Annotated in this window: 13 protein-coding genes and 1 tRNA gene; 3 read left to right on the forward strand and 11 right to left on the reverse strand. The window is 58.9% G+C overall.

The features are described from left to right. Positions 1-69: 69 nt before the first annotated feature. Positions 70-1,089, reverse strand: a complete 1,020-nt coding sequence (locus JAB6_RS01285) for a two-component system response regulator (RefSeq protein ID WP_070301085.1) — start codon at positions 1,087-1,089, stop codon at positions 70-72. Then, the gene (locus JAB6_RS01290; protein ID WP_070301086.1) at positions 1,086-4,433 is read right to left on the reverse strand and encodes an MHYT domain-containing protein; all 3,348 of its coding nucleotides are present in this window, start codon (positions 4,431-4,433) and stop codon (positions 1,086-1,088) included. The genes JAB6_RS01285 and JAB6_RS01290 overlap by 4 nt, the downstream gene beginning before the upstream one ends. 294 nt (positions 4,434-4,727) lie before the next feature. Here JAB6_RS01290 and JAB6_RS01295 point away from each other — a divergent pair, with 294 nt between their 5' ends. Continuing rightward, a complete protein-coding gene (locus JAB6_RS01295) occupies positions 4,728-5,531 on the forward strand; it encodes a class I SAM-dependent methyltransferase (protein WP_070301460.1) in 804 nt (267 codons plus the stop codon). Here the strand turns inward: JAB6_RS01295 and JAB6_RS01300 are convergent. From JAB6_RS01300 to JAB6_RS29535, 4 genes are all read right to left on the reverse strand, one after another. Beyond that, positions 5,528-6,028, reverse strand: coding sequence for a hypothetical protein (locus tag JAB6_RS01300; RefSeq protein WP_070301087.1), 501 nt, complete (start codon positions 6,026-6,028; stop codon positions 5,528-5,530). The two genes, JAB6_RS01295 and JAB6_RS01300, sit on opposite strands and share 4 nt — an antisense overlap. 133 nt (positions 6,029-6,161) lie before the next feature. Next, entirely contained in the window at positions 6,162-6,800 is a 639-nt protein-coding gene (locus JAB6_RS28275) for an HNH endonuclease (RefSeq protein WP_083292468.1), read from the reverse strand. Between the two features lie 176 nt (positions 6,801-6,976). Next, positions 6,977-7,708: a M56 family metallopeptidase gene (locus JAB6_RS01305; protein ID WP_139143241.1), complete on the reverse strand. Its 732-nt coding sequence runs from the start codon at positions 7,706-7,708 to the stop codon at positions 6,977-6,979. Next, the gene (locus tag JAB6_RS29535) at positions 7,708-8,124 is read right to left on the reverse strand and encodes a GNAT family N-acetyltransferase (protein WP_070301089.1); all 417 of its coding nucleotides are present in this window, start codon (positions 8,122-8,124) and stop codon (positions 7,708-7,710) included. The genes JAB6_RS01305 and JAB6_RS29535 overlap by 1 nt, the downstream gene beginning before the upstream one ends. A gap of 128 nt (positions 8,125-8,252) precedes the next feature. Between JAB6_RS29535 and JAB6_RS01315 the strand changes: the two genes are divergently transcribed. Beyond that, positions 8,253-8,645: an Imm10 family immunity protein gene (locus JAB6_RS01315; protein ID WP_070301090.1), complete on the forward strand. Its 393-nt coding sequence runs from the start codon at positions 8,253-8,255 to the stop codon at positions 8,643-8,645. A gap of 110 nt (positions 8,646-8,755) precedes the next feature. On the opposite strand, the gene JAB6_RS01320 is transcribed toward JAB6_RS01315, so the two are convergent. From JAB6_RS01320 to JAB6_RS01335, 5 genes are all read right to left on the reverse strand, one after another. Next, on the reverse strand, positions 8,756-9,805 hold the full coding sequence (locus JAB6_RS01320; RefSeq protein ID WP_070301091.1) for a hypothetical protein: 1,050 nt from the start codon (positions 9,803-9,805) through the stop codon (positions 8,756-8,758). Then, positions 9,792-11,222 carry an MBOAT family protein gene (locus JAB6_RS01325; RefSeq protein ID WP_070301092.1) on the reverse strand — a complete coding sequence of 477 codons (1,431 nt, stop codon included), beginning with the start codon at positions 11,220-11,222 and terminating at the stop codon, positions 9,792-9,794. Before JAB6_RS01325 ends, JAB6_RS01320 begins: the two co-directional genes overlap by 14 nt. 4 nt (positions 11,223-11,226) lie before the next feature. Next, positions 11,227-12,288: a radical SAM protein gene (locus tag JAB6_RS01330; RefSeq protein ID WP_139143242.1), complete on the reverse strand. Its 1,062-nt coding sequence runs from the start codon at positions 12,286-12,288 to the stop codon at positions 11,227-11,229. Positions 12,289-12,777: 489 nt separating this feature from the next. Continuing rightward, complete coding sequence (locus JAB6_RS28280) at positions 12,778-13,914, reverse strand: acyltransferase (RefSeq protein WP_139143243.1); 1,137 nt, start codon at positions 13,912-13,914, stop codon at positions 12,778-12,780. 395 nt (positions 13,915-14,309) lie between these two features. Next, positions 14,310-14,396, reverse strand: a tRNA-Leu gene (locus tag JAB6_RS01335). A 173-nt stretch (positions 14,397-14,569) separates the two neighbouring features. On the opposite strand from JAB6_RS01335, the gene JAB6_RS01340 reads away from it, so the two are divergent. Beyond that, on the forward strand, positions 14,570-15,334 hold the full coding sequence (locus tag JAB6_RS01340) for an SDR family oxidoreductase (RefSeq protein WP_070301094.1): 765 nt from the start codon (positions 14,570-14,572) through the stop codon (positions 15,332-15,334). The last annotated feature ends 9 nt before the right edge of the window (positions 15,335-15,343 follow it).

The following is a 15,343-nucleotide window of genomic DNA, read 5'->3' on the forward strand; positions in this document are numbered from 1 at the left end:
GCATCGGTGCCGGCGTCATCTGTCCGGCACTGTTTTGTGTGACGCAACAACGCTGGCCGTGGCGGGAGTTCACTTTTCAGGCGGCCGCGTGGCTTCCTCTTTCTCTGCCCAGCGCAGCCGGATGGCGTCGATGGCGGGCAGTTGCTGCACAAACAGCTCGACCAGCCGCGCATCGAAATGGCTGCCTTGTTGCGCTTGTAAATAGCCCACGGCGTCCGTCACCGGCCACGCGCGCTTGTACGGGCGCACCGAGGTCAGTGCGTCGAAGACGTCGGCCACGGCGATGATGCGTCCCGCCAGCGGGATCGCCTCGCCCGCCAAGCCGTTCGGGTAGCCGCTGCCATCCCATTTTTCATGGTGCGACAGGGCGATCTCGCGGGCCAGCGCCAGCATGCCGCCTGCGGCATGTTCGCCGATGATGTCGGCGCCGATGCGCGCGTGCGTCTGCATGATGGCCCATTCGTCCGCGTCGAGCTTGCCCGGCTTTTGCAGGATGCGGTCGGGGATGCCGATCTTGCCCACGTCGTGCATGGGCGCCGCGTGCAGCAGGTCGTCCGCGGCGGCCTCGTCCATGCCGGCGGCCACGCCCAGCAGGCGCGCGTAATGGCTCATGCGGATCACGTGCAAGCCCGTTTCATTGTCCTTGTACTCGGCCGCCAGGCCCAGGCGCTGGACGATCTGCAGCCGCGTTTCCTTCAATTCGTCGATGCGCACCAGCGACAGATGCGTGCGCACACGGGCACGCACGATGGCAGGGCTGAGCGGCTTGGTGATGTAATCGACGGCGCCCGCTTCAAAACCGCTCAGTTCATCGCGCATGTCGTTCAGGGCCGTGACGAAAATGACGGGGATGGCGGCCGTCAGCGGCGCTGCTTTCAGCTGGCGGCAGGTGTCGTGGCCGCTCATGCCCGGCATCATCACGTCGAGCAGGATCAGGGCCGGGCGTTCCTGCTGCGCCAGTTCCAGGGCCCGCGCGCCATCCTTGGCGAACAGCAGCGCGTAGTCGTTCTGCAAGATCTGGCGCAGCAATTGCAAATTGGCCGCTTCATCGTCGACGACGAGAATCACGGGCCTGGCTTGTGCATTCATGGGGACTCCGGGGCGAAGGTGGGCAGCAGGCCGTGCAGGAGCGACTGTGCCAGGGGAAAATCAAAGTCGTCGATGGCGTGCAGCAGCGGCGCCAGCGCATCCGCTTGCGCGCCCATGGCGTGCTGCAATTGGGCTTGCGCCGCGTCATCGAGTTCGCCGCGCTGCAAGGCCTGCAGCAGGGCGCTGGCCGCTTGCCGGGCGGCGGGCGCGTCGATGGCGCTCGTCGTCGTTGCCGCCGGCAATGCAGGCGGTGCCAGCCGGGCGATGGCGGCCAGGGCCGCTGGCCATTGCGTCAGCAGCTTGCCCAGCGTCTCATCGAGCTGCGGCGCCGTGGCGAGGGCTGGACTGGCGCACGCTTGTTCCAGGGCCGCCAGGCTGGCGGCCAGCTGTTCCAGGCCGAGGTTGGCCGCCGCGCCGCGCAGCCGGTGGCTTTGCGGCAGGAGCACCGCGTGGTCGCGTGCCTCGATGGCGGCCAGCAGGGCCGGCGGCAAGCGGGGATGCTCGTGGCCGAAACGGGCCAGCGCCGCGCGGTAGGCGCTGTCGTTGCCGGCCCAGCGCTGCAGGGCGCCCGCATGGTGCAGCACTCTTCCTCCGGCGGGCGCGTGGCTGTCATCGGCCGGCTCCGCCGCCAGGCCCAGCACGCGGGCGATTTCCTGCGACAGCGCTTGCCATTCGACGGGCTTGGTGGCGAAACCGTCCATGCCGGCTGCCCGCGCCGCCTTGCGGTGCGCGTCGAGCACGCTGGCCGTCATGGCGATCACGGGCACGCGCGGGCGGCCATCGCGCAGGGCGGCGGCGCGGATAGCTTGCGTGGCGGCCAGTCCATCCATGCGCGGCATTTGCAAGTCCAGCAGCAGAATGTCGAAGTCGTCCTGCTGCGTCAGCTGCAAGGCTTGCACGCCATCGCCTGCCATGATCACCGTGTGGCCGCGCTTGCCCAGCAGCAGGCTCAGCAGTTCCAGGTTTTGCGGCACGTCGTCGGCGGCCAGCACGCGCAGGGGCGGCAGGCGCACGCTGCGGCGTTCGCTGGCGGGCAGCGCCGCCTGGCGTGCCGGCAGCAAGGGCAGCATGACGTGGAATACGCTGCCGTGCGGCCCGCTGGCGTCGGCCCAGATGCGCCCCTGCATCAGGGTCACCAGCTGCCTGCTGATGGTGGTGCCCAGGCCCGTGCCGCCAAAGCGCCGCGTGGTCGAAGCATCCGCCTGCACGAAGGGATCAAAAATGGCGTCGCGCCGTTCCGCAGGGATGCCGATGCCGCTGTCCCGTACCAGCAGGTGCAGCTGGCCGTCGTCGCGGCGCGCCGTCAGGCTGACACCGCCGCTGGGCGTGAACTTGATGGCGTTGTCGAGCAGGTTGCCCAGCACTTGCCGCATGCGCAATTCGTCGCCATGCAGCACGGCCGGCAGTTGCGGATCGTACTGCACCTCCATGCGCAAACCCTTGTTGCGCGCATGGATGCCATACGTGGACGCCAGTTCATCGACCAGCGCCAGCAGGCTGTAGTCGCGCATTTCCAGCGCCACGGCGCCCTTGTCCAGCTTGGCCGTATCGAGCACTTCGTTGAGCAGGCGCAACAGCGAGCGTCCGGACTGGCGCACGGTGTTGAGGTGGCGCCGCTGCTCCGGCGCCAGCGGCGAGTCGAGCAGCACATCGGTGAAGCCGAGGATGGAGTTCATCGGCGTGCGGATTTCATGGCTCATGTTGGCGACAAAGCTGGCCCGCGTGGCGGCCGCCAGCTCCGCTTTTTCCTTGGCCTTGCGCAAGTCTTCCTCCATCTGCCGCCGTTCGCTGATATCGAGGATGACGCCGTCGACCCAGCGTACGGCGCCCGCCGCATCGTGCACGACGGTGCCACGCTCCCACAGCCAGCGCGCCGTGCCGTCGGCATGCAGCAGCCGGTATTCCAGCAGGTAGGGCTCGCCGCTGGCCACGCTGCGGTTGAAGACGTCGACGACGTAGGCGCGCTCTTCGCTGGCGATCAGGCCCGTGATGCTGCGGCGCGGTGCGGCGCCGAGAAAGTCGGCGGGCGGATAGCCGGTGACGGCTTCCACGCCATCGCTGATGAACAGCATGGGCTGGTTTTCCGCCGTGGTGCAGCGAAAGGCGATGCCCGGAATATTGCCGATCAGCGAGCGCAGCTGTTGCTCGCTTTCGCGCAGGGCGGCCAGCATGGCGCGCCGTTCGCTGATGTCCGTAATGAACAGCACATATAAATCCTGGTCGGCCAGACGCGCACTGGCCACCGAACGCTGCACGGCGACCGGCACGCCATCCTTGCGCAGGTAGACGATTTCCTCGCTGGACTGGAAAGCGTCAGCCTCGCCCGTGCGCAGGTAATGCAGCAGGCCGTGCTGTTCCGACTGGCGCACGTCGCTGACCAGCACACTGACATGGCGACCGACAATTTCCGCCGACCGCCAGCCGAGGATGCGCTCGGCGGCGCCGTTGAAGTCGATGATGCTGCCGTGCCGGTCGATGGTGATGACGCCGTCGACCGTGCTTGTCAGCAGCGAACGGGTCCAGTGTTCGCTCTGGTTCAGGTGACGAAACAGTTCGCGGTAGCGCAAGATGCCTACGGCCGAGGCGACCAGGATCGTCAGGGCAATGGTCAGCAGGGTCACGCTGATCACCAGCATGGGCCGGTTGGCATCGGCATCATTGCCCGGGGGGATCGTACCCACGAAGCGCGCCGCCTGCATGCCCATGTAATGCATCCCGGTAATCGCGCAACCCATGACGCAGGCGCTTATCAGCGTGCGCTGCGACGAGGGCACGCGGCTGCTCCAGCCGCGCAAGCCGAAACGTATCCACAGGGCCAGGGTGGCCAGCGCCACGGCAACGACGAGCGACAGCGCGAACAGCAGCGGATCGTAGCGCAGCGACAGGCCCACACGCATGGCCTGCATGCCCGTGTAATGCATGGCGCCGATGCCCAAGCCCACCAGCAAGCCGCTGCGCAGCAGCAGCGGCGCCGTGACGGCGCGCCGGCTGATGGTGGCCAGGGCCACGAACGAGGCCGCCACGCTGGGCACGATGGACAGCAAGGTCAGGCCCGGATCGTAGGCAACGCTGGTGCCCAGCTCGAAGGCCAGCATGCCGATGAAATGCATGGCCCACACGCCGCAGCCCAGTGCCAGGCTGCCGGCCAGCAGGCACAGCAAGTGCAAGCGGCGGCTGATGCTCGCCTGGGCGCGGCTGTACGCCGTCATCTGGAAAGCCATCCACGACGTGAAAATGGCGATCACGAGCGACAGCAGCACGAGACCCGGCGCATGCTGGCCGTGGTGCAGCTGGGCCGGATCGGCGGGAAGGTGGAACAGGTGCTGGACGCTGGCAGGTATCATCGTAGGCAAACGGGTGGCGCGTTGGCGCTGGCATGGGCGCCTGCCGCCACTGCGGGTGATCGATGCGAATTACCTTACCAGATTTCAGGAAACAAATATCTTAATTGTAATTATTTTCCCTGTCGTGCAAGCCATTCCCGAGCGGGATAGGTGGGTCGCGGACTTGTCGTGCCCGTGGGATGGCGATGCCGGCGGGGAAGTTGCCATCAAGAATTGTGTGGTTTTTTTGCAAGGTGCGACGCCTTGCCGGGTGTCATGCTACATTCGCGTCCTGTTTTTTCTGAAAGGATGACGATGCCTTTAAGTGACAACTTCTTGCGGCATAATCAGCAAGCCTGGGATGCCCAGGCTGTACAGAACAGCCCATGGTCGCAGCCTGTCGACCGCGCCACCATCGCCGCGGCGCGCGCCGGGCAGTGGCAAATCCATTTGACGCCCGGCTCCTTGCCGGCCGGCTGGCTGGGCGATGTGCAAGGCAAGCGTATCTTGTGCCTGGCCGGTGCCGGCGGGCAGCAGGCGCCCGTGCTGGCCGCGGCCGGCGCACACGTGACCGTCTTCGATTTATCTGGGCAGCAACTGGCGAAAGACCGCATGGTGGCTGAACGCGACGGCTTGCACCTGGCCACTGTGCAGGGTGACATGCGCGACCTGCGCCGCTTTGCCGACGCCAGTTTCGACCTCATCGTGCACCCCGTGTCGAACCAGTACGTGCCCGACATTGCTCCCGTGTGGCGCGAATGCGCGCGCGTGCTGGCGGACGGCGGCGTGCTGCTGAGCAGTTTCTTCAATCCGGCCGTGTTCATCGGCGACCGCGATCCGCAATGGGCAAAGCAGGGATTGATACGTCCCCGTTTTGTGCTGCCGTATTCGGATGTGGAGGATATGCCAGCCGATGCGCTGGCGGCCCGCATGGACAGGGGCGAGGCGCTGATCTTCGGCCACGGCCTGGACAGCCAGATCGGCGGCCAACTGGCGGCGGGGTTCGTGCTGGCAGGCTACCACGAGGAAATGCATCCACACCCGCGCTTTGAAATTGAAAAATACCTGCCCAGCTTTATCGCCACGCGCGCCGTCAGGCTGGCGCGCGCGTTAGCTTAATTGTAGGGCTGCAGATCGAGCCATACGGCGTACGACAGGCGCTTGCCATTCCACAGGCCGCCGCCGCGGATGACGGCGTCGCACGAGGTCAACTGGCCCACCAAGTCCATGCGGCCCAGGTTGCGGCGCAGGCGCAGCGCGTCGTTGTGCGACAGGTAGCCGACCAGCAGGCCATCGATGAAGACGGCGATGGCCTTGTCCTGGAACGGATTGGCGTTGTCGCAGACGAGCAGTGCCAGGCATTTTTCTTCCGCATTGCCGGGACCATGTTCGCCGGCCAGTTTGGCGATGGCGGGCTGGTACATCGCTTCGTTTTCCACTTCCGACGCAAAGCGGCCCTCATCGCTCCAGTGGTGCGCGGGTGCGCCGGGAGGAATCGCCGGCACGTACTGGCGTACCGAGACGAGCGGCTTGTGCAGCGGTTTGACGGGCGTGCGGCCACTGAAGACGTAGTACAGCAGGGCGGTGACGATCACGATGGCAAGCAGGTAAAGCATGGTATCTCTCTGATTTCTAAGGGGGGAGCCGGGCTCGCGGGCGCGCCGCGCCGCGTTGCCGCTACTATAGCAAGTTCGCCGTCCTTACCGCCATCAGCATGCTCAGAGCGACCAACAAAAGAAATATCTACTCTTAACAAGATTTGCGGATTTGAGCGTTATGGTAATCAATATATCCTTGACCGATCGTATGGCCATTTTTCTTTACTAATTCTTTTGGATCTAATTCTATTGAGAAATAATCAAGTTTGACATGGCAGTTAGGGCAAACAATGACGATATTTTCTGCAATGTCAGGGCCAAAATGTGGCGATCCAAGGGGCTTAATATGATGCGCTTCCGCATACGACTCACCAGATAAATTTATTCTGGTCAAACATAGTTGACATTGATTTTCATGCAACATCTTAATTTTTTTTGCAAGGATTCCTTCTCGTAAAATACGATAAATTACTTGTTCCCTCTTTTCAGGCTGCATTGTCCCTACAGGTAAAGGCTCCAAATCGTTTGCCAAGCGTGTGAGAGGGATACTGGAGCGGAGTCCCCAAATTCCAGCGCCTAGTCCATGTACGGAAAAGAATAAATCCTTGCCACCGAGATGTGCCTGTGAGTCAGCGGAGTTACGCTCGATTGCCCCTCGGATTGTGGCTTCTATTGCTACGGGGTGAGGTAAGGGTCGAATTCTTTTTACCTCGGCATAAATGGAAGATAAAGGTGCAATGCCAGAAAGATTATTCAGTGCGGTAGTTATGTCTTCAACCCAAGTGGCCATTTATTCTGAATCCCCATATGTATACATTAATATTTGAGGATGATATATCAAGATTTATGTTAAAGCATATTTCCGATGGAATCGAAAGTGCCGTGATGTGAAAAAGATAATCGAATGATCAATTTTTAAGAATTTTTTGAATGGTGGTCCTTAAAAATATAATCATTAATGGCTGGCTAGGACTTATCTATCGTTCTCTGCATGATCTTCCGCCGGCGCCGCAGTGCCAGCGGGTCGCTCAGCACGATGGGCGAGGCGCCCGTCAGCCCCGAATAATACTGGCCGTGTTGGCGCAGCACGATGGCATAGTCGCGCAGCGCGTGGCCGTGCGCCAGCATGCGCGCGTCGCAATCGACTTCGATGGCAAAGCGCAGCCGGTGCAGTTGCCACCACAGGGGCAGGTTCCACGGCATGAGAATAATCAATGCGTACGCCACGGCCAGCAGCAGCGGATCGCGCGCGGCCAGCCGGCATTGTTCGTGCGCCAGCAGCAGCGCTTGTTGCTGCGGCAGAATCAATCGCAGCCAGACGGGCATCACGATGCGGGGCCGCAGCAGTCCCGCCACGCAGGGACCGATGCCGCCGCTCAGGAAGACGGGGGTGCCCAGCAAGGTGCTCTTTTGCCAGCGGCGCTGGTGCGACAGCAGCCAGACGCTGCGCAGCAGCAATATCAACAGCATGCCCATCGACAAGACAAACCAGCCCAGCTTCAGCTGCGCCTGTTCTGCCGGCATGACCGCCAGCACGCCGGGCAGCCATGCCAGCGGCAAGAGGACGGACGCGGCGATGGCCGCCAGCCACAGCCAGCGCGTCGTTCGTCCGCGCCGCTGCAGCAGGCGCTCGGCGCCGCAGGCGGCAGCGCTCAACAGCAGCGCCAGCGCCATGCTGCAAACCAGCCAGACTGGCACTAGCGTGTCAGCGCCATGCCGACCGAGGCGGGCGCCGTGTGCTTGAAACCGAATTGCGCATACAAGTCTTGCGCCTGGCCATCGGCGATCAGGCTGACGTACGCGCTTTCCGGTACCTCCGTCTCGATGAATTGCATGATCTCGCCCATGATGCGCTTGCCCAGGCCCTTGCCTTGGTGGGCCGGCAGCACGGCGATATCGGTGACCTGGAAGAAGCAGCCGCCATCGCCGATGACGCGGCCGATACCCACCACCTCGTCGCCATGCAGGATTTGCACGGCAAACAGCGAGTTCGGCAAGCCCTTGGCCGCCGCCGCCGTGCTTTTCGCGCTCATGCCGGCGGCGACGCGCAGGTGCTGGTAGGTGGCGCTGGAGGGGATGGCCAGGCGGGTGGTGTAGGACGATGCTGCGGTCAAGGCGGTCTCCTGTGCAATATGGATCGAATGGCCATTATAGGCGGCACGCTTTATTCGCCGCGCGCTATGTTGTCCGCAGCGCTTTTGCGCTATGGTGGCGTCATCCATCCATTTGTTGAAAGCACGCCATGTCCGCAGGATTTACCGCCACCGAGTTGTCCGTCATTAATGAAGACGATGCCCTGATCACCACCCTGGCCGCGCCAGCCGGCAAAGGCGAACCCGTCTACCTGATGCTGCAGCGCGCCGAAGAATATGACGAGCAGGACGTGGCCATGGGCATGGACGAGCCCTACATCGAATACGGCGGCCAGGAATTCGCCTGGTATGGCCACATGCACGCCGTGATTTTGCATCCGAACCGATTGTCCGTGCAGATGGATGCCGAGGCCGCCATGCAGATGGATGACGATGGCCAGATCGACGTGCGTTTCAATTTGACGCCAGAGCGCTACGCCCAGCTGCAGCAGGCGCTGCGCACCACGTTCGAGGGTTGCGATTATTATCGCGAGGAACGCTGACGCGTAAATCATGCGATGCAGCCAGGCTAGCGCGGCCAGCTGGCCGGCTTGCTGTTCATGCGAGCGGCCGCCGAAGGCCAGTCGTGGAACATGAGCATGACCACGATGCCCTAGCGCGTGTGGGGAAACCTGCCTACAGGGCTGGCGTATGCCATGTCGTTCAATATATGGTCTCCCAAGCGGTTGGAGAAATGGATTTCATCCCAAAACATGGGCATGGCATGGTTGCTGTTTTCAGCGAGGGTGCTCAAGTCGTTACGCTGTTCATAATCGAGTACTTGCACGTGAAATTGTGATGCGAGCCCAGTGATCTCCGTTTTCCATTGTGCCGCACGTGCTGACAGCCCCACTTGCTGGATGCGTGCTTGCCATCTTGCCGTGACAGGTAAAATCAGCAAAATGACTTCCGTTTCTTCGGTTTTTGCCCGCTGAAACATGTCTGTCAAGTCCTTGATGTCGGCGGCATTGGCTGCGCGACCTTTGCAAGCGCCTATCCTCGTCTGGATGATACGGTTGTAGCGCGATTCATCTATTTCGACTCCTCCAGCATGCGTAGTCCCGTTAACGACCTGGTCATGGAAACGTCCTTGCGCGTCAAAGTAGCTGTCGTAAGAGCTTATATGCAACAGATTTGTTTTCAGCGTTTTTAAGCTTTGCTTGACGGCATCCTTGGGCGAAAGATAATCGAATGGAAAGGCGAGTTTGTTTTTCCCTGTTTCATCGTCATTTTTCGCTTCGCAGGCATTGGATGTCAGGTAACTGACTTCCAGATACAGTCTTTTAATTCGTCCCTGTTGGCTGATGGCAAAAAACAGATCCCTTGCATTTGATAGCGGCAAGGCATCGACGCCAACGACTTGGACGTCGCTGCGGTATAAGCGGGAGGCGAGACGCTCGTTGAAACCGCGCCGCACCCGCGAGGAGCCAAGAATCAGCACGTCAGGTGTGTGCAGCGCGCTGCGCAATACCGCCGAGCCTCGCTGGCTGGCAGATGGGGGTTCCAGTTTGATGGCATTGATCTTGTGGCTTTCCTGCCGCCAGATGGCATATGGATCCACGATAAATACGAATCCGGCAGTCATGAGCAGCAATGCGACCGCAATGAAAAAAATGCAGGTGAAAAAGCGCGCGACGGGGATTTCTTGATTAAAACCCTGCATATTTGAACTCTTTGACAGCGGATAAATTGATGAGCGCCAGACCAAGGCCCAAGGCCACCGCTGTCGCCCATGCCAGGCTGGGTTTCCAGGCCAGCTTGCTGGTAGCCGATTTTTTCAGCTGTATGCTCCAGGCGGGGAGTTCCTTTGCCACCAGGTCGATCATGGAAGGGGCAGACCAGTTGAAAGCAATGGCTGCGAGGATGGCCGTCATGCCAAAGAGGCCAGCTGGCCAGGCTGGAGCGTGGCCGGCACCCAACAAGCCACGGATAATGTGGATGGCTTCATGCCAGTCTGGCGTGGCCCACAGGCTGACGGAAAAGGTGATGGCGGCCAGTGTAAAAACTCTGCCAGCCCAGTGCTGCAGCTTGCCGCCTTTGCGTGATACGAGATTCCAGCGCCGCAAGGCGTGATTGCCCGTGACCAGCAGGCCCTGATAGATGCCGAAGACCAGGAGGGGAATGGTGGCGCCATGCCAGATGGCGACTGCCATCATCACCACGAACAGGGCCGCGTAATGCCGCCATACCTGGCGTTTTTTTGTCAGGGGACGATACAGATAGTCGCGCATGAAAGCGCCCAGCGTCACATGCCAGCGCGTCCAGAATTCGACCGGGCTGGAAGACTTGAAGGGGGCGTGGAAATTGACGGGCAGGTGAATGCCGAACATGCGGCTGATGCCCATGGCCATTTCCGAATAGCCGCAAAAATCGTAGTACGTCTCAAACAGGAAGCCCAGGCAGGCGATCCAGGTCTCGACCAGGCCGATGGGGTCGCCTTGTCCTGCGCGCAGGAAAACGTCTCCTTGGGCATAGTGAAAAATGGGGGCGATGCAGGATTTTTTAAACAGACCCATGGTGAACAGGGTGAGGCCGACGGCGTAGTCGCGCGGTGCCGGACGCAAGGTGGATGATATGACTGGCGCGGCCAGGAATTGCGGCAGCATGTCCTTGTGGGAAAGCAGGGGGCCCGATGGAAGGTGGGGAAACCAGGCCACGAAGAGCGCATATTCGAGTGGGTTGGTGCTGCGGGCTTGCCCCCGCGCCGTATCGATCAGGAAGGCGATTTGCGTAAATGTGAAATACGAGATACCCAGAGGGAGGGCGGGAATCGCCGTGCCGGGCACGGCGAAGAATGTCGCATATTTATAAAACGCGAGAAAACATAAATTCCCCGCAATGGCCAGCGCCAGGTAGCGGGTTTTCTCGCGGTGCCGGCCAATCACGCCGGCGAGCAGCCAGTTGGCGCCCATCGATGCGCAAAACAGCAGCAGGTTTTGCGCATCATTGAGGTAATAAAAAACCAGTGAAATCAGCAGCGGCAGCAGCAGTTTGAAATGGCTTGTTGACAGCAATTGGCGATAGCCGTACGCGGACAGGGGCAGGAAGGCAAGGGCAAACCAGTACGAAGTAAAACTCATCGTATTACAGGCGTGCCTTGGTCGAGTTGTTGGCGTTTAAAAACAGCTTGGCCCAGATTTCTCTTACTTCCAGCCATTTGGCGAGTTCGTCCGGTTTTCTGACGGCTTCGCGGATGCGCGACAGATAGGTCGACTGTCCCATGGCATAAGCGCGACAGTTGCTGCAGTCGATATTCGAACTGCAGCACTTGCCCTTGCCCGGCTGATGATCGACATGGACATGTACTTGCTTGGTAACGCGGAAACCGCAGTTTTTGGCGATCTTGGTAACGGGATCGATGTCATATAGCTTGTCGCCCGTGACCCAGTCGTCATAGTGGAGGGAATATTGCACCGTTTCCGGATAGGCCACCATGGCGCGCATAATTTCCGCGCGCGCATGGGCAAAATCGGCTTGCGTCAAGGCCAGGCTTTGTGTGGCGCTACTGATGCGGAAATATGCCTTGTCGTTATCCACCTTTTTTTCCAGCTTGTCCAGATAGCGGGTGGTCGGGCTGAAATAGCTGAAGGTGAGCGGTAAGCCATGATTATTGGCAAGCTCTGCCATGATCATGATCTGATTGATATTCAGGGATGTAATGGTAAATACGCAGACGGCACGAGGGTCGTTGCGATAATTTTTCATTGCCTTGGTCAGCACGTCGCCGGCGCGCAATGAGCTACCGATTTCATCGACTCCCCAAGAGGAGATATGGATACGATAAAAGATATCGTCCGGCAAGCGTATCGTGCCATTGGTAAACACAATGCCATGTGGGATGTATTTTTGGGCCGCGCGCAGCCTGTCGGGCACCAGGCTCGGTTCCGCGCCCGCCATGTAGGCCAGCGTGACGCCACGCGCCGCATCGGCGGCAAACAGGGCATCCCACTCGGCAAGCGAACGGCTATCTTCGTGTCCCTCGTTTTCCTCGCCTTCAAAGAACAGGCAGCCCTCACAGCGTAAATTGCATTTTGACGCCACGTCATAATTAGCCGCCTTGAGGGTACCCAGTCGTGCGTTCAGCTCACGAAAATAAGCAAAGTCATCTTGCCTGGTGGCGGATGCAAGTTCAGATAGGGAATTCATAAGCACCGGAAGGTAAGAGTGAAAATATTACTGAACATTGGATAACGCATCCTGCGCGAACAGGCATGACAGCAGCTTGTATACTCAGGCGCAAGCCGTAAAGTGGACAATTGCCTGTGGCGCTAGTATGCCGCGTACACAGGCAAAATGAAATATTGGCTTTAAATTAGTTAACTTTTCCGCCACATATTTTTAGCCTAGTGCAAGATTTTCTTGACAGCATGAAATATGCTGTTTTGTATCAACTGCGAGGATCGCGAGGATCGCGATGGCTGGGGCTGTGGCGAAAAGCTGAGATTCATGGGAGGCGTAGTGTGCTTCTGGTTGCCTACCTTGTACGGTAGCGACCTGAACCTGGGAACGTGCAGGCAATGGGTGCATTTCAAAAAGCGCGGCTTGCGGCAGATCACTGGCCGCGCTCATTCTGCCACCTGTCGTGGGCGCTGAACATGGTGAGCGGTCCTTGTTTTGGCCGCTCACCTCATCATGTCAGGTAGCTTTTTCTTTGGTTTTCAATTCACCCTGAAGGGATGTGTCTATATTTGAGATATTAATTTTTGATTTCATTTTACTTTTTATTCTTAGGAAGGGCATTTCTATCAACCAGTAGCTCAGGCTTGCTGCAGCAATAGCTTGCATTATATTGAATGGAAATTTAAATGCAAACGGCGAATTAATGCCAAGGAAAATTTGTTGCCAAAGATATAGGCTAAATGAAATTGTTCCAATGAATATGAATATGCGAGTTCTTAGGATTTTTGATAGCCAAAAATCTTTAATGTTGATAACTGACAACATGAGTATGCTTGCAAGTATTGCTTCAATTGTTCTTCCATAAGTCGCGTTCCAGTAGCCTCCATAATTATTTGCAATTGGTGGGATGGCAAACAGCAAGATGAAAATTGAGATGGTGCAAATGGTGGAAGTATATTTTGAAGAGTCCATGATGCTATTTATTTTATCTTTCTTCATGGCGACATAACAGCCAATCAGCATCGCATCTACACTGGTGTGTAACATCATGCCCAAGTAGTCACGAAGGCCGGGGAACAGTACATAGGTTCCCATGCGCACAAGGGGGATTGTGATAATGAGAGCCGGTAAAATTTGATCATTCTTACGGCGTAGCAAAAAGATCAGCAAGGGAGGCCAGACCCAATAGAACTGCTCTTCTAATGCAAGACTCCAAAAGTGGCCGAAGTACCACACGCCATCTGGATGCGATGCATGTATTTCTTTTAAACCCAAGGGGCCAGAATAGTTCCATAAGTGAAGGGCTGCAAATATTGACTGCTGCCATGCGACATTAATGAATCCAATCGCCGAAAAAATGACGATGACCAGGATGACGGCATAAGAGGCCGGCCAGATTCTTAACGCTCTACGGTAATAAAACCGTGCGTAATCAATTTTCCCGGATAGCGTATATTCTGATTTTAATATGTTTGTAATTAAGAAGCCGCTCAAAACAAAAAATATTAAAACCCCCTGATACCCGTTTGCAAATGGTTTTAGTGGCGATAACCATCCACTATATCCTCCTTGGATTGTTTGTTGGGCATGACCAATCACAACCATCATGACGGCCAGGCATCTCAAGCCTGTTAATTCGGTAATTTTCTTCAAAATTCAATCCAGGATATGGGGATGGTGGACTACTTGCAGGCGTTATCGTAAAAATGCATGCTAGTGTTGCTTGCTTAGGAGCTTACTGCACTTGATAGTCTGAGGCAATTTCTAGCAAGCTTATGTCGTTTCTTATGCGTGCGCTGGCTATCTTCCGATCCCTGGGGTGCAGATTGAAAGCCGCCTGTGGGGCTCGATGGCAGCAACTTGATCGCTCCAGTTCGGCTCAACCAGAATATCTACCGCGTTGCCCTGAGGCCTGGTGTGCTTCGCGTGCTTCCGCCCCGGTGACACTTATTGCTTTTTATCGAGAAAGTACGGATCGGTTGGACAAAAAAAAGCCACTAAATCCTTTTGATTTAATGGCTTTACCTGTACTACTTTGAATTGTTCTGTGGTGCCGGGAGCCGGAATCGAACCGGCACGCTGTTTCCAGCGCGGGATTTTGAGTCCCGTGCGTCTACCTATTCCGCCATCCCGGCAACGCGAGACGCATTATCACTGATTTGTCACAATCTGGCAAGTTTTATGCTTGGCGTGTGTTTTGCACAAGCGTTGAAAGTCTTTGAACGCGCCGATTCCAGCGCAAGAAGCGGAGTGCTGCGCCTGGCCTGCCGTTCTATCGTGTCCCTTCATTCACCTGGAGGGATATCCCATGAAGCAACTGGACAACAAGGTCGCCATCATCACGGGCGCCAGCTCGGGCATCGGGTATGCGGCGGCGCGGCTGTTTGCCCGCCATGGTGCGCGGCTGGTGCTGGTGGCGCGGCGGCGGGCGGAGCTCGATGCGCTCGTGGCGCAACTGGCGGACGGTGGCGCGCAAGCCGTGGCCTGCGTGGGCGATGTGGGCGACGCCGCGTGTGCGCAAGGGGCCGTGGCGCTGGCGCTGCAACGCTTTGGCGGCCTCGATATCGCTTTTAATAATGCGGGCACCCTGGGGCCCATGGGGCCCACGCAGGAAGTTGCCCTGGAAGACTGGCGGGCGACGGTCGATACCAATCTCACGAGCGCCTTCCTGGCGGCAAAATACCAGTTGCCAGCCATGGCGGCGCGCGGCGGCGGCTCGCTGATTTTCACCTCGACCTTCGTCGGCCATACCTTGGGCATGCCCGGCATGGCGGCGTATGCGGCCAGCAAGGCGGGCGTGATCGGCTTGACGAAGGCCCTGGCGGCCGAGTATGGCGCGGCGGGCATCCGCGTGAATGCCTTGTTGCCGGGCGGTACCGATACACCGTTGGGGCGGCAAGTGGCCAGTACGCCCGAGGCGCAGGCCTTCGTGGCGGGACTGCACGCATTGAAACGCCTGGCCACGCCGGACGAGATCGCCCGCTCGGCGCTGTACCTGGCGTCCGATGCATCGAGCTTTACCACTGGCACGGCGCTGCTGGCCGACGGTGGCGTATCCATCGTACGGGCATAACGGGGCGCC

The organism is Janthinobacterium sp. HH104, assembly GCF_001758715.1.
Taxonomy (GTDB): domain Bacteria; phylum Pseudomonadota; class Gammaproteobacteria; order Burkholderiales; family Burkholderiaceae_D; genus Janthinobacterium; species Janthinobacterium aestuarii.

Bases quoted from the DNA above. Each gene is read 5' to 3' on its own strand.
- JAB6_RS01340 (WP_070301094.1), top strand. From the start codon at position 14,570: ATGAAGCAACTGGACAACAAGGTCGCCATCATCACGGGCGCCAGCTCG.
- JAB6_RS01290 (WP_070301086.1), bottom strand. From the start codon at position 4,433: ATGATACCTGCCAGCGTCCAGCACCTGTTCCACCTTCCCGCCGATCCG.
- JAB6_RS01295 (WP_070301460.1), top strand. From the start codon at position 4,728: ATGCCTTTAAGTGACAACTTCTTGCGGCATAATCAGCAAGCCTGGGAT.
- JAB6_RS01325 (WP_070301092.1), bottom strand. From the start codon at position 11,222: ATGAGTTTTACTTCGTACTGGTTTGCCCTTGCCTTCCTGCCCCTGTCC.
- JAB6_RS01330 (WP_139143242.1), bottom strand. From the start codon at position 12,288: ATGAATTCCCTATCTGAACTTGCATCCGCCACCAGGCAAGATGACTTT.
- JAB6_RS01315 (WP_070301090.1), top strand. From the start codon at position 8,253: ATGTCCGCAGGATTTACCGCCACCGAGTTGTCCGTCATTAATGAAGAC.
- JAB6_RS01320 (WP_070301091.1), bottom strand. From the start codon at position 9,805: ATGCAGGGTTTTAATCAAGAAATCCCCGTCGCGCGCTTTTTCACCTGC.
- JAB6_RS28275 (WP_083292468.1), bottom strand. From the start codon at position 6,800: ATGGCCACTTGGGTTGAAGACATAACTACCGCACTGAATAATCTTTCT.
- JAB6_RS01285 (WP_070301085.1), bottom strand. From the start codon at position 1,089: ATGAATGCACAAGCCAGGCCCGTGATTCTCGTCGTCGACGATGAAGCG.
- JAB6_RS01300 (WP_070301087.1), bottom strand. From the start codon at position 6,028: ATGCTTTACCTGCTTGCCATCGTGATCGTCACCGCCCTGCTGTACTAC.